General features: G+C 71.8%; 11 protein-coding genes. 5 read left to right on the top strand and 6 right to left on the bottom strand.

The genetic code is table 11. The annotated features are described in order from the left end of the window. The first annotated feature begins 79 nt into the window (after positions 1-79). Complete coding sequence (locus Actob_RS12140) at positions 80-1408, top strand: FAD-dependent oxidoreductase (protein ID WP_284922298.1); 1329 nt, start codon at positions 80-82, stop codon at positions 1406-1408. Here Actob_RS12140 and Actob_RS12135 read toward each other — a convergent pair. Continuing rightward, complete coding sequence (locus tag Actob_RS12135; protein WP_284920218.1) at positions 1398-4688, bottom strand: S8 family serine peptidase; 3291 nt, start codon at positions 4686-4688, stop codon at positions 1398-1400. The genes Actob_RS12140 and Actob_RS12135 overlap by 11 nt on opposite strands. 134 nt (positions 4689-4822) lie before the next feature. After that, a complete protein-coding gene (locus Actob_RS12130; RefSeq protein WP_284920216.1) occupies positions 4823-5671 on the bottom strand; it encodes an alpha/beta fold hydrolase in 849 nt (282 codons plus the stop codon). A 56-nt stretch (positions 5672-5727) separates the two neighbouring features. Between Actob_RS12130 and Actob_RS12125 the strand changes: the two genes are divergently transcribed. Then, the gene (locus Actob_RS12125) at positions 5728-6162 is read left to right on the top strand and encodes a MarR family winged helix-turn-helix transcriptional regulator (protein WP_284920214.1); all 435 of its coding nucleotides are present in this window, start codon (positions 5728-5730) and stop codon (positions 6160-6162) included. A gap of 395 nt (positions 6163-6557) precedes the next feature. On the opposite strand, the gene Actob_RS12120 is transcribed toward Actob_RS12125, so the two are convergent. After that, positions 6558-7178, bottom strand: a complete 621-nt coding sequence (locus Actob_RS12120) for a CG0192-related protein (RefSeq protein ID WP_284920212.1) — start codon at positions 7176-7178, stop codon at positions 6558-6560. A gap of 273 nt (positions 7179-7451) precedes the next feature. Here Actob_RS12120 and Actob_RS12115 point away from each other — a divergent pair, with 273 nt between their 5' ends. After that, complete coding sequence (locus Actob_RS12115; RefSeq protein WP_284920211.1) at positions 7452-8297, top strand: polysaccharide deacetylase family protein; 846 nt, start codon at positions 7452-7454, stop codon at positions 8295-8297. Between the two features lie 124 nt (positions 8298-8421). Here the strand turns inward: Actob_RS12115 and Actob_RS12110 are convergent, their stop codons facing one another. From Actob_RS12110 to Actob_RS12100, 3 genes are read right to left on the bottom strand one after another with little or no spacing between them, the layout of a single operon-like run. Continuing rightward, a complete protein-coding gene (locus Actob_RS12110; RefSeq protein WP_284920210.1) occupies positions 8422-9579 on the bottom strand; it encodes an acyl-CoA dehydrogenase family protein in 1158 nt (385 codons plus the stop codon). A 19-nt stretch (positions 9580-9598) separates the two neighbouring features. Then, positions 9599-10348 carry a 3-oxoacyl-ACP reductase FabG gene (gene fabG, locus Actob_RS12105; protein WP_284920209.1) on the bottom strand — a complete coding sequence of 250 codons (750 nt, stop codon included), beginning with the start codon at positions 10346-10348 and terminating at the stop codon, positions 9599-9601. A gap of 19 nt (positions 10349-10367) precedes the next feature. After that, on the bottom strand, positions 10368-11516 hold the full coding sequence (locus Actob_RS12100) for an acyl-CoA dehydrogenase family protein (protein ID WP_284920207.1): 1149 nt from the start codon (positions 11514-11516) through the stop codon (positions 10368-10370). 88 nt (positions 11517-11604) lie between these two features. Here Actob_RS12100 and Actob_RS12095 point away from each other — a divergent pair, with 88 nt between their 5' ends. Next, positions 11605-12237, top strand: coding sequence for a TetR/AcrR family transcriptional regulator (locus tag Actob_RS12095; RefSeq protein ID WP_284920206.1), 633 nt, complete (start codon positions 11605-11607; stop codon positions 12235-12237). Next, entirely contained in the window at positions 12234-13133 is a 900-nt protein-coding gene (locus tag Actob_RS12090) for a PfkB family carbohydrate kinase (RefSeq protein WP_284920205.1), read from the top strand. The genes Actob_RS12095 and Actob_RS12090 overlap by 4 nt, the downstream gene beginning before the upstream one ends. The last annotated feature ends 21 nt before the right edge of the window (positions 13134-13154 follow it).

The following is a 13154-nucleotide window of genomic DNA, read 5'->3' as shown; positions in this document are numbered from 1 at the left end:
AATCCGCCGGAAACCGGGGGCCGGAACCGGGCACAATGGGCGGGTGCGACTGATCGTGATCGGCGGCGACGCGGCGGGCATGTCGGCGGCGGCTCAGGCCCGGCGCCGGCGTGGCCCGGACGACTTGGCGATCCTGGCCTTCGAGATGGGCCGGTTCGTGTCATATTCGGCGTGCGGCATCCCGTACTGGATCGGCGGCCAGGTCGACGGCCCGGACGCGCTGATCGCCCGGACCCCGGCGGCGTTCCGCACCGCCGGGATCGAGGTGCGCACCCGGCACGAGGTGACCGGCATCGACCTGGACGCGCGCACGGTGACCGTGCGCGATCGCGAGGCCGGGCGGTCCTACGCCGAGGGCTTCGACCACCTGGTCTACGCGACCGGCGCGTCCCCGGTCCGCCCGCCGTGGGCGGCGACCGAGGCGGGCGGCGTGTTCGGGGTGCAGACGCTGGAGGACGGCAGCGCCCTGCGCGACTGGCTGGATCGGGAGAAACCGGCGGACGCCGTGGTGATCGGCGGCGGCTACATCGGCGTCGAGATGGCCGAGGCGATGATCAATCGCGGACTCCGGGTCACGCTGGTGGAGAAGTCCGAGCAGCCGATGGGCACCGTCGACGAGGACATGGGCGCGCTGGTCGCCGCGTCGATCCGGGGCCTCGGCATCGACCTGCGCACCGGCGTCACGGTCGAGGGCCTGGAGACCGCGAACGGCAGGATCGGCGCGGTGGTCACCGACGCCGGGACGATACCGGCCGGCGTCGTGGTGATCGGTCTGGGCGTCCGCCCCAACACCGCGCTCGCCGAGGCGGCCGGCCTGCCGCTCGGGCCGACCGGCGGCCTCCGCACCGACCTGCGGCAGCGGGTGGCCGAGGGGGTGTGGGCGGCCGGCGACTGCACCGAGGTACACCATCGGATCAGCAGGCGCCCGGTGCACGTGCCGCTCGGCACGCACGCCAACAAGCAGGGCCGGGTCGCCGGGATCAACATCGGCGGCGGGTACGCCACCTTCCCCGGCGTGATCGGCACCGCGGTGACCAAGCTCTGCGACCTGGAGGTGGCCCGCACCGGCCTGAGCTCGCGGGAGGCGGCGCAGGCCGGGTTCGCCGCGGTCACCGCCACCGTCGAGTCGACCAACCGGGCCGGCTACTTCCCCGGCGCGGTCCCGATGACGGTCAAGGTGATCGCCGAGCGGGACACCGGGGTGCTGCTCGGCGCCCAGATCGTCGGCCGGGCCGAGGCGGCCAAGCGGATCGACGCGTTCGCGGTGGCGGTGTGGAACGGGATGACGGTCAGCGAGATGACCGGGTTGGACCTGGGTTATGCCCCGCCTTACGCGCCGGTCTGGGATCCGATCCTGATCGCGGCGCGCAAGGCGGAGGAAGTGGTCACCAAACCGTTTATTCGGTGACGTTCTCGATGGTGACGGCGCCGTGGCCGACCACGGCGCCCTCGTCGGTCACGAACGCCACCTCACCGGAGAGGCGCCGCCCGGCCGGCGGGACCGCGGCCACGGTGACCGTGCCGGTGATCGTGGCGCTCGCCCCGACCGCCAGCGCGACAGGGGTGCCCGGCGCGCTCACGGTGCCGAGCGCCGCGCTGTAGTACGTGTCGCGGTAGTCGTACTCGGTGGAGCCGCTGGGCACCGAGTACCCCCGGACCTCCACGGTGTACGTACCGGCGGCCGGCGCGTTCAGCGTCACCGCCTCCTCCGAGTCGCCGTCGGCGGATCGGCCCTTCTCGACGTGGTTGGCGTCGTAGAGGTACAGGTCCAGGTCGGCGGCGGGGTCGGCGGTCTTGCCGATGGCGACGCTGAGCCGGGTCGCGCCGTCCGGCACGGTGACGGTGTAGTCCTGCACCGCGCCCTCGGCGATGGTCGGCCGCTGGGCCAGCGAGCTGCCCAGCGGGCCGCCCTGCGGGGTGACGGTCAGCGGGCCGAACCGGTTGGTGACCGTCCAGCTCACCGGGGCCGGGGTGCCCACCCGCGCGGTCGGCAGGGTGACCGTCTCCGGCGTCACTGTCACGCCCTGCACCTTGGCGGTCAGCGTGAACGGGTTGCTGAGCAGCGGCGACGTGCGGCGGGACTCGACCTCCAGCTCCCAGACACCGGGCATCGGGTTGTCGTAGGAGCGCTCCTCCGGCTTGCAGGCCGCCGGGTCGGAGAAGTTGGTGTAACAGCCCAGGCTGGAGGTCGGCTCGACCGGGACGCCGTACGGGTTGATCGCGATCCACCGGGTCTGCGAACCGGCCGCCAGACCGCCCAGGTCCACCTGCAGCGAGGTGGCGCCGGCCGGCACGGTGACGAAGTACGAGGTGGTGGAGTTGCGGTCGACGGCGCCGGAGAAGGTGCCGGCGTACGACGGCGCCGTCGCCCGCACCCCGGTGACCACGGTGTTCAGCACCTCGAAGTCGACCGCCGGGGTGGCCGGGTCGTCCACCTTCAGCAGGGCGCTGGTGACGCCCTGGCGGGCGGTGACCCGTACCGGGATCTTGACGGTCTTGTTCAGCGGCAGCCCGACCAGCGGTGTCGTCAGGAACGCGCCGCGGTCACCGAGCACCGAGATCCGGTGCGGCACGGTCCGGTCCGGGCCGCTGGTGCGGGTCAGCGACAGCGACACCCACTTGCTCTGCCCGGCGGTGAAGCCGCCCTCCGACGCCGCGCACCGGTTGTAGATGCCGGTGCCGACGTTCGGCGTGCTCAGGTACTGCGCGAGCGGGGTGCAGACCGGCGCCGAGGCGGTGTAGGACCGCACGTCGGAGATCCGGGTGAGCAGCTTCCACGAGGCCGGCACGTCCATCTGGCCGTAACCCTGCTCGTAGGCCTGCTCGCCGGGGATCGGGTCGGCCGTCGAGTACAACGCCCGGCGCAGCTGGGCCGGCGTCGCCTTGATCTTGTTCTGCTTGGCGGCCGAGAGCAGCAGGGCCGCGCCACCGGTGGCCTGCGGTGCGGCCATCGAGGTGCCGTTCTCCATGGCGTAACCGATCGGCAGGTGGTAGCCGACGGTGTCCAGGCCGGCCACCGGCTCCCAGGTCGGCACCGCGGAGATGGCCGAGCCGGGCGCGGCGAGGTTCGGCTTGAAACCGCCGTCCTCGCGCGGGCCCCGCGACGAGAACGGGAACAGCTGCTGCCGCTTGCGGGTCACCGAGCCGTAGTTGGCCAGCCAGGTCTGCCTGGTCACGCTGGCCGCGACGCTGACCGCGTCGGTGGCGACCGACGGGTCGCCGACGGTGTTGACGCCGGAGCCGGAGTTGCCGGCCGAGATGAACAGCTGCACGCCGTACTTGGTGATCAGCTCCTGGTACAGCTGCGACTGGGCACTGGAGCCGTCGTTGAGCGCGGGCAGGCCGCCGATCGACAGGTTCACCACGTCGACGTGCCGGTTGACCACCAGGTCGACCATGCCGGTGGTGAGCGCGGCAGCGGTGCAGCCGCCACCCCACGAGCAGGCCCGCGCGGAGACGATCTTCGCACCCGGCGCCTGGCCGTCGAAGTCGCGGTTGCCGAACAGGTCGTTGCCGGCCGCGATGCCCGCCACGTGGCTGGCGTGCAGGCCCTCCGGGATGCCGATGTTGACGAAGTCGGCGACCTGACCGGGCAGCCCGGCCGGGGTGAGGTCGACGTCCTCGCGGTACTCGACGACGAACGGCATCCGCTCGGCGACCTCGGTGGCGGGGTTGTCCACGCCGAAGTAGTTGACGTCGAACTTCTCCCGGTACGGCCGCATCACGGCGTCGTCGGTGAAGTCCAGGTTCTGGTTCACGTCGACCCGGATGTCGTGGCTCACCGGGTCGTAGAGGATGCCCCAGACGTCGGTGGTGTCACCGTCCCGGTTCACGTCACCGGCCGGCTCGGACGCCTTGGTGATCGCCTCGCTGAAGCGGTTGATCCGCCAGGTGCCGGGCGGGGCGGTCCAGGTCGCGCCCTGGTAGGCGAAGCTCGGGCCGGTCACCTCGGTCAGCATCGCCCGCCAGGTGGCGTCGTTCTCCACCAGCGGGTCGGTGGCGGTGACCCAGTCGACGATCTTCCGTTCCCCGGTGGTGGTCGTCTGCAGCGCCGGGTGGGCCAGGTCGACACCGGTGTCCATGACGCCGATGGTCACGCCGCGCCCGTCGTAACTCGGGTGCCGGCGCTTGAAGTCCACCGACCCGGTCTCGCCGACCGGCAGGTACGGGTTGTCGGCGGGCGTGCTCGCGTCCGGCCCGCTGGGCACGTCGGCCTGCTTGGCCGCCTTCGGGTCGCCGGCGAGGTCGGGTTGCGGCACCCGGACGGTCTCGTCCAGGTCGACGGCGGCGACGCCGGGCAGCTTCGCGGCGTTCAGCACCTTGCCGGTGGGCACCGCGGCGAGCAGGTAGCCGACCTGGTCGAACCGCTGGGCGACGACGCCGCCCAGCCCCTTCACCCGGGACGCCACGTCGGCGGCCTTGCCCTGGTCGGTGGCGATGATGAGGGTGACGCTCGGGCGGTGCTCGGCGACCGCCTCGGAGAGCAGGCCGGCGTCGTGCGAGCCGAGGGTGTCGGCCGGTGACTCCTTCGGGGTGACCCCCTCGGTGGCCGGCGCGGTGTCGTCGGCGACGGGCGCCGGCGCGGCCGCGGCCGGCAGGGAACCGCTCACCGTCGTCACGCCGGCCGCCAAGCCGATCGCCAGGACAGAGGTGAAGGTTCGTCGGCCCCAGCGGGATGGTTGTCTCACGTGTGGGTCCTCCGGGAGAAGGGCGCCGGAAGGGATGATCAGGCGCTTCTCCGGGGATCCTCCGATCGATCGGAGTGGAAGTCACTACGGTCGATACGGTTCGTGACCTTCCCGTGACCAATGTGGACCTGTCGTCACCCGGCCACTATCAGTGATCGAGCGCCGAGGACATCCAGCAGACGGGCGGCGAACGCGCGCGGATGGGTCAGATTGCCGTTGTGCCCGCCCGGGAACCGCTCCGCCGGCACGCCGAGATGCCCGGCGAGCGCCAGCGCGGCCCGATGATCGAACCCGTCCGCCGGGCTCCGCTCCCCCACCGCCGGGACGATCGGCGCGCCGGCCGGCAGGTCGCTCGCCCGAAGGTCGTCGGTCAGCGCCGCGTCCAGGTCGCGGCCCAGGAAGTACTCGAAATTCGCCGCCCGCCGCTCGTCGAACGGGAACGCGCTGATCCCCGGCTCGGTCTCCTGCCCGCGCGGATCGATCCCGAGCACCGCCGCGACCCGCCCGGCCGCCGCGCGCCATCCGGCACGCCGATGCGTCTCCAGGACCGCCGTCAGGTCACGGCGCGCTCGCGCCTCGGCCGCCGGCTCCAGGAGGCGCAACGCGATCGGTTCGTGCGCCACCAGGCAGGCGACCCGCTCGGGGTACGCCCGGAGCACGTGCATGCCGAGCACGGCACCGACGCTGAGCCCGAGCATCAGCACCGGTCGATCGGTCACCTCGTCCAGCACCGCCATCAGGTCGCCGGCGTGCTCGCGCATGGTGACCGGGGCCGCCGGGTCGTCGCAGACACTGCGCGACAGCCCCCGCCGATCCCAGGTCACCACGGTGAACCGGCCGGTCAGCCCGGCGACCAGGTCACGGCTGCGATCCGCGTCCCCGTCCCCGCTCTGCCCAACCACCAGCACCGGCCCGCTCCCGTCGACCTGGTAGTGGATCCGGGCACCGGGCACCCGCACACTCGCGTTCCGTGTCTGCGTCATGCCCCGACCGTAATCCATCACTTCTGATGCATCAAGACTGATGTAAAGTGGCTGCCGTGACACCCGTCGAACTGATCCTTCTCGGCCGCGCCCTTCTCAAGATCGGTGAGCAGGCCCTGCCCGAGCCGGCGGGCGGCCGCACCGGCGGCGAGCGCGCCGTGGTCGTCGTGATGAGCGACATCTACGCCCACGACGGCACCACGGTCACCGAGGTCGCCCGCCGCACCGGCCTCCCGCAGAGCGCGGTCTCCGGCGCTGTCGCCCGCCTGCGCACGGCGGGCTCGGTGCTGGCCTCCCCCGACCCGGCCGACCGGCGCCGCCAGCTGCTGCACCGCAACCCGGAGCTGACCGCCCGCCGCCGGGAGGTGGCCGCCGCGGACATCGCCCCGGCCCTGACCGCCGCCCTCGCCGAGCCGACCCCGGCCGCCCTGACCGAAACCCTGGCCGCCCTCGAAACCCTGAACCGCCACCTGACCCCAGCCCCGTTCTGACCCGCGCCAGCCACCAACCCGGCTGGGCCACACGGTGGCATCCGAGCCGACGACACCACCACCAGCACCAGCCGCCAGATCCCGGCTGGGCATGATGGTGGCATCCGAGCCGACGACACCACCACCAACACCAGCCGCCAGATCCCGGCTGGGCATGACGGTGGCATCCGAGCCCGGGACACCACCACCAACACCAGCCGCGAACCCGGGCTGGGCCGGACGGTGGTATCCGAGCCCGGGACACCACCACCAACACCAGCCGCGAACCCGGGCTGGGCCGGACGGTGGTATCCGAGGCCGGGACACCACCACCAGCACCAGCCGCCAACCCCGGCTGGGCCACACGGTGGCATCCGGGGCGGGGACACCACCGCCGGCGCCAGCCGGGTGGGCTTTCAGGCGGTCAGGCGGGCCAGCACGACGGGGCTGTCCACTTCGGACCACTGGGCGGTCAGGGCGGCGTCGGCCGAGGCGGGCGGGGCGGTGGGCGTACGGAAGATGTGCAGAGTGCCGGCGGCCATCGGGATCGAAGTGACCTCGCCGGAGCGGACCTGGACGATCTCGCCGGCCGGCGAAGCGGCGGAGCCGCTGCCGCGCAGCAGCAGCACCGGCTCGCGGACCACCACCTGCCCGTCGCCGTGCACCTCCTCGACAGCCTGCGTCCCGCCGGTCCGGATCACCTCGGCCAGCACCGCCGCGAAGACCGGGTCGCCACACGCGTCGTAGACCCACCGCGTGCCGAGCACGCTGTGCTCGGTGGTGCCGATCAGGAACTCCCCGGCGCCGTCGAGCGGCGCGTCCCGATAGGTCAGCGGGGTGTGCAGAATCGGTCCGTCACCGACCCGAACCAGCATGATCTCGATCCCCACCGCCCCGGCCGGATCGTCGAACCGGCCGGCCGAGACCCGGCTCACCTCGGGTGCCGGCGGCCCGGCATACCAGCTCTGCGCCGGCAGCCAGCCGCTGAGCAACTCCAGTTTCGTGGGGCGGATGTCCGCCTTGTGCAGCAACGCCATGCCGCACACCCTAAGGTCAGGCCACACCGCTGCTCGACCCAGTTGCCGCCCGCCGGCCGCGGAACCCCGTCACCCGAGCCACCGCGCGGCAGGCCGGCCGGAGTGCTGGGCGGGCACGGGGTCGCACGTGCGGGAAGGGCGGTGGCCGGCCCGGGTTGCCAGGCATGAGGAACGGCACATTTGCACGTCCAAGTGAACATGGCACGGGTTCCTCAGCGTCTCAGGTCTGAGGACTCACCTACCGCGAGGACGCAAAGCATGGGGACGAGCAGGTTGTTTCGCGCAGTGGCCACCGGCGCGCTGGTGTCACTGATAGCCGGGTGCGGCGCCGCCGGTGATCACTCCGCCACCGGCCCGGCGCCGTCGCCGACGACCAGCACAGCCGTTCCGGCCCTCGACCCGTCCGCGTCGGTCCCGGCCACCCAGGCCGGCACCCCGGAAGCGGTCACCGCCGCCCTGGCCGCCCTCCCGGAGACCCTGCGCCGCCGCGTCCCGCAGTTCCCGCCGCCGCCCGCCCCGACCAAGCTCACCCTGCCCACGGACGGCAAGGCCGGCCTCTTCAAACGGATCCCCACCACCGAGAAGATCGCCTTCATCACCATCGACGACGGCTGGCAGAAAGATCCGATGGCCGCCAAGCTCTTCCAGGCGGCGAACGTGCCGATCACCCTCTTCCTGGAGCTCAACGCGGTCGACCCGGACCCGGACTACTTCAAGCCCCTGCAGGCCGCCGGCGCCACCATCCAGAACCACACGATCAGCCACCCCACGATGACCCGCCTGGGGTACGACGGCCAGAAACGCCAGATCTGCGAGGGCGCCGACCGGCTGGCGAAGTACTACGGCACCCGGCCCACCCTGTTCCGTCCCCCGGGCGGCTCCTACAACTCCACCACCCTGCGGGCCGCACACGACTGCGGCATGAAAGCCGTCTTCACCTGGACCGAGACCACCGACCACGGCAAGGTCTTCTACCAGCGGGACCCGCACGTCGTGCAGCCCGGCGACATCATCCTCATGCACTTCCGCCCTCGCTTCGTCGACGACTTCCTGGCCGTCCTCAAAGCCATCCACAAAGCCGGCCTGACCCCCGCCCGCCTGGAGGACTACGTCCCCTGACCGACAACGCACCCCGGTGACCGAACGACCTCCGGGCGGGGGCCCTCTTCGAAGACATCAAGCCTGACCGGCTTCGAAGAGGGCCCCCGCCCGGAAACCCACGAACCTCGCGTAACCAGCGGACCTACAAACCCATGTCCTTCGCGATGATCATCTTCATCACCTCGGACGTCCCGCCGTAGATCCGGTTGACCCGGTTGTCGGCGTAGAGCCGAGCGATCGGGTACTCGTTGATGAACCCGTACCCACCGTGCAGTTGCAGGCACCGGTCGATCACCCGGTGCGCCACCTCGGTGCAGAACAGCTTGGCCGAGGCCGCCTCCGCCGCCGTCAGCTCCCCGGCGTCCAGCGCCTCGAGGGCCCGGTCCGCCACCGCCTGCGCCGCGTCCACCTCGGCCTGGCAGGCCGCCAGCTCGAACTTGGTGTTCTGGAACGAGGCGACGGTCTGCCCGAACACCTTCCGCTCCTGGGTGTACCGCTTCGCGAACTCGACCGCCGCCGCGGCTTGCGCGTACGCCCCGTAGGCGATCCCGAGACGCTCCTGCGGCAGGTTCTGCCCGAGGTACGAGAAGCCCTTGTTCTCCTCGCCGAGCAGGTCCTCGACCGGCACGAGCACGTCCTGGAACGCCAGCTCCGCCGTGTCCGACGTCTTCAGACCCAGCTTGTCCAGCTTGCGCCCGACCGAGTACCCGGGCAGCTTGGTGTCCACCACCAGCAGCGAGATCCCGAAGCGCCGGTCGTCCGGCTTCGGCGGCGACGTGCGGGCGCAGACGATCACCCGGTCGGCCAGCACGCCACCGGTGATGAAGGTCTTCGCGCCGTTCAGCACGTAGTGCTTGCCGTCCTCGGACAGCTTGGCGGTGGTGCTCATGCCGGCCAGGTCGGACCCGGTGCCCGGCTCGGTCATCGCGATCGCGAACATCATGTCGCCGCTGACGAACGACGGCAGCCAGCGCTGCTTCTGCTCCTCGGTGGCGAGGTTCAGCAGGTACGGCAGGCAGAGCGCGACGTGCACCCCGGAGCCGCCGAACGAGACGCCGGCCCGGGCGGTCTCCTCGTACTGCACGGCGGCGAACTTGAACGAGTCGATGCCGGCGCCGCCGTACTCCTCCGGCACCTCGATGCCGAACAGGCCGAGCTCGGCGAGCTTCTTGTAGAACTCGCGCGGCACCTCGCCCTCGTGCAGCCAGTCGTCGTAGTGTGGGACGACCTCGGACTGCAAAAAGTCCCGCAGGGTGGCCCGGAAGGCTTCGTGGTCCTCATTGAAAATCGTGCGACGCATCAGAGTTCCTCAGCGATGACTAGAGACGGCGTCCGCCGTCGACGTACAGGGTCTGGCCGGTGACGAACGACGCGGCGTCGCTGGCCAGGAACGCGACGACCTTGGCGATGTCCTCGGGCTGGCCGACCCGCCGCAACGGGGTTATCTCGGCAGCCTTGGCTTGCATATCGGCAGCCGAGATGCCGATCCGAGCCGCGGTGGCGTCGGTCATCTCGGTGACGATGAAGCCGGGCGCGACAGCGTTGACGTTGATGCCGAACGGCCCCAGCTCCATGGCGAGGGTCCGGGTCAGGCCCTGGATGCCGGCCTTGGCCGCGGCGTAGTTAGCCTGCCCGCGGTTGCCCAGCGCGGAGACGCTGGAGGTGTTGACGATCTTGCCGGAGCGCCGCGGGACCATGTGCCGCTGCGCCGCCCGGCTGCACAGGAACGCGCCGCGCAGGTGCACGTTCATCACCAGGTCCCAGTCCGACGCGGGCATCTTGTGCAGCAGGTTGTCCCGCGTGACGCCGGCGTTGTTGACCAGCACGTCGACGCTGCCCAGCTCGGCCGCGACCTTGTCGATCGCCGCGTCGACCTGGGCCTCGTCGGCGACGTCGCAGCCCAGCGCGACAGCGGTGCCGCCGGCGGCCTGGATGCGGCCGACCACGTCGGCGCAGTCGGCCTCGTTCAGGTCGAGCACGGCGACGGCCGCGCCCTCGGACGCGAACTGAAGTGCGGTGGCCGCGCCGATGCCGCGCGCGGCCCCGGTGACGATGGCTACCCGGCTCATACAGAGAACTCCCTTGTTCCTAGAAAGCGCTGATCCCGGTCAGCGCACGGCCGATGAGCAACTTCTGGATCTGGCTGGTGCCCTCGTAGAGGGTCTGGACGCGGGCGTCGCGCATGAACTTGCCGACCGGGAACTCGTCGACGTATCCATATCCACCGAACACCTGGATCGCCTGGTTGGCGGCTTTGACGGCGGCCTCGCTGGCGAACAGCTTGGCCATCGACGCGGCGGTGCCGAACGGCTGCCCGCGGTCGACCAGATCGGCGGCGCGCCAGACGAGCAGCCGGGCCGCGTCGGTCTCCACCGCCATGTCGGCGATCATCTCCTGCACGAGCTGGTACGCGGCGATCGGCTTGCCGAACTGGGTGCGCTCCCCGGCGTACGCGACAGCCGCCTCGAGGCAGCCTCGCGCCAGGCCCACACAACCGGAAGCGACAGCGATCCGGCCCTTGTCCAGCGCGGCCATCGCGATCTTGAAGCCGGCCCCGAGGTCGCCGAGCCGCTCCGCGTCGGAGACGCGCACCTCGTCGAGGGTCAGCTCGGCGGTGGCCTGCCCGCGCAGGCCGAGCTTGCCCTTGATCTCGCGGCGGCCGAAGCCGGGCCGGTCGGTGGGGACCAGGAAGGCGGTGACGCCGCGCGGGCCGGGACCGCCGGTGCGGGCGAAGACCAGCGCCAGGCCGGCCCACGTCCCGTTGGTGATGAAGATCTTCTCGCCGCTGATCAGCCAGTCGTCGCCGTCCCGGACGGCGCGGGTGGCCAGGTTGCCGGCGTCGGAGCCGGTGCCCGGCTCGGTCAGCCCGAAGCAGCCGATCGTCTCGCCGGAGCAGAACCGGGGCAGCCACTGCCTTTTCTGCTCCTCGGTGCCGTACGCCTGGATGGTCTTGGCGACCAGGCCGAGGGTGACCGAGACGATGCCGCGCACCGAGGTGTCGCCGCGGCCGAGCTCCTCCATCACCAGCGCGTAGTCCACGAAGTCGCCGCCCGAGCCGCCGAACTCCTCGGCGATCCCCAGGCCCAGGAACCCCAGCTCGGCCAGCTTGCCGACGATCTTCGGGTCGACCTGCTCGGCCCGATCCCACTCGGTGGCGTGCGGCACGACCTCGCGCTCCACCCAGTCCCGGGCGAGGTCACGCAGCTGAAGCTGTTCCTCCGAGAGGGTGAGGTCCACGGCCGGCTCCTAAACTGAACGCTGTCAGGTTTCCGGTCTCATGTTAACTTAACGCTGTTAGGTGAAACAACAGTCAGGAGACGCCTCCATGCCGCGGCCGACGACCCCGCTGCTCAGCAAGCCCGGCATCCGGGCGGCCGCGCTGGAGATCATCGACCGGGCCGGCCTGGAGGGCCTGAGCATGCGGAAGCTCGCCACCGCCCTGACCGTGAGCGCACCCGCCCTCTACTTCCACTACCCCACCAAGGAGCAGCTGCTCGACGACGTGGCCGGCGAGATCATGGAGAAGGTCGACGTCAGCGCGTTCGCCGACGGCTGGCGGGAGGGCTTGCTCGGCTGGGCCCGCTCGTACCGCGCCGCGCTGGCCGAGCATCCGAACATCGTGCCGTTCCTGGCCCACGGCCCCGGCCAGCGCGACGCCTCGCTGCGCCGGGCCGACGCCGTGCACGGCGGGCTGGTCGCCGCCGGCTGGCCGGCCCGGGACGCCACGATGATCGGCGCCTCCACGAAGTACCTGGTCATCGGTGCCGCGATGGGCTCGTTCTCGCGCGGCTTCGTCGACGACGTGCAGGTCTACCTGGATCGGTACCCGGCGCTCGGCGACGCCCACCGGCTGCGCGAGCACGCCGACGCGGTGGACCGGGACAGCTTCGAGTTCGCCCTGCTCACCTTCGTCGACGGGCTGGCCGCCCGGCTCGACCGCGCGGCGGCCGGCGGGTGACCGAGGTCCTGCTGGCCGGACTGTGCACGCTGGACGTCCTGCAGCTCGTCGAGAGGTACCCGGCGGACAACGAGAAGGTCACCGCGCTCACCCAGACCGTCGCGGCGGGCGGCCCGGCGACCAACGCCGCCGCCACGGTGGCCCATCTGGGCGGCACCGCGACCCTGCTGACCGCAGTCGGCAGGCATCCGCTCGCCGCCGGCATCCACGCCGACCTGGCGGATCTCGGAGTCCGCCTGATCGACCTGGCCGCCGACGACCCGGGCCCGCCGGCCGTGTCGAGCATCGTGGTCAGCGCCGGCACCGGGAACCGGGCCGTCGTGTCCACCAACGGCGCGGCCCGCACCGTCGTGCCACCCGGCGTCCTGCCGATCTCCGGGGACGTCCGGGCGGTCCAGGTGGACGGTCACCACCCGGAGCTGGCCGTCGCGGTGCTGACCGAGGCCCGCCGCCGGGGCATCCCCACGCTGCTCGACGCGGGCAGCTGGAAAGCGGTCACCCCGGCCCTGCTGCCGCTGGTGGACGTGGTGGTGTGCTCCGCCGACTTCCGTCCGCCGCGGGACATCGGCGTCGCGGATCTGCTGGCCGGCCACGGGGTCCGCTGGATCGCCGTCAGCCGCGGCGCCGAGCCGCTGCTGCGCTGGACCGGCGCCGGTTTCACGGAACAGCCGGTGCCACGCACCACGGTGGTCGACACGCTGGGCGCCGGCGACGTGCTGCACGGCGCGCTCACCCTGGCTGTCGCGCGCCGCTGGCCGCTGACCGGCGCGACGTTCGCCGAGGCCCTCGACGAGGCCGCCGCGGTCGCCACGCGGTCCTGTGCCTCGTTCGGCACCCGCGCCTGGATGTCCGCAACAAATCAAGATCAAATTCTTCCTGACTCGGGCCCGCGCTGATCACTGATCGTCGCTCCCGCC

Source organism: Actinoplanes oblitus (genome assembly GCF_030252345.1).
Classification (GTDB): domain Bacteria; phylum Actinomycetota; class Actinomycetes; order Mycobacteriales; family Micromonosporaceae; genus Actinoplanes; species Actinoplanes oblitus.
This window is presented reverse-complemented; position numbering and strand designations above follow the sequence as displayed.

Excerpts from the sequence above, each read along its gene's own strand:
- fabG (WP_284920209.1), bottom strand. The coding sequence starts at position 10,348 with ATGAGCCGGGTAGCCATCGTCACCGGGGCCGCGCGCGGCATCGGCGCG.
- Actob_RS12130 (WP_284920216.1), bottom strand. The coding sequence starts at position 5,671 with ATGACGCAGACACGGAACGCGAGTGTGCGGGTGCCCGGTGCCCGGATC.
- Actob_RS12140 (WP_284922298.1), top strand. The coding sequence starts at position 80 with ATGTCGGCGGCGGCTCAGGCCCGGCGCCGGCGTGGCCCGGACGACTTG.
- Actob_RS12110 (WP_284920210.1), bottom strand. The coding sequence starts at position 9,579 with ATGCGTCGCACGATTTTCAATGAGGACCACGAAGCCTTCCGGGCCACC.
- Actob_RS12095 (WP_284920206.1), top strand. The coding sequence starts at position 11,605 with ATGCCGCGGCCGACGACCCCGCTGCTCAGCAAGCCCGGCATCCGGGCG.
- Actob_RS12120 (WP_284920212.1), bottom strand. The coding sequence starts at position 7,178 with ATGGCGTTGCTGCACAAGGCGGACATCCGCCCCACGAAACTGGAGTTG.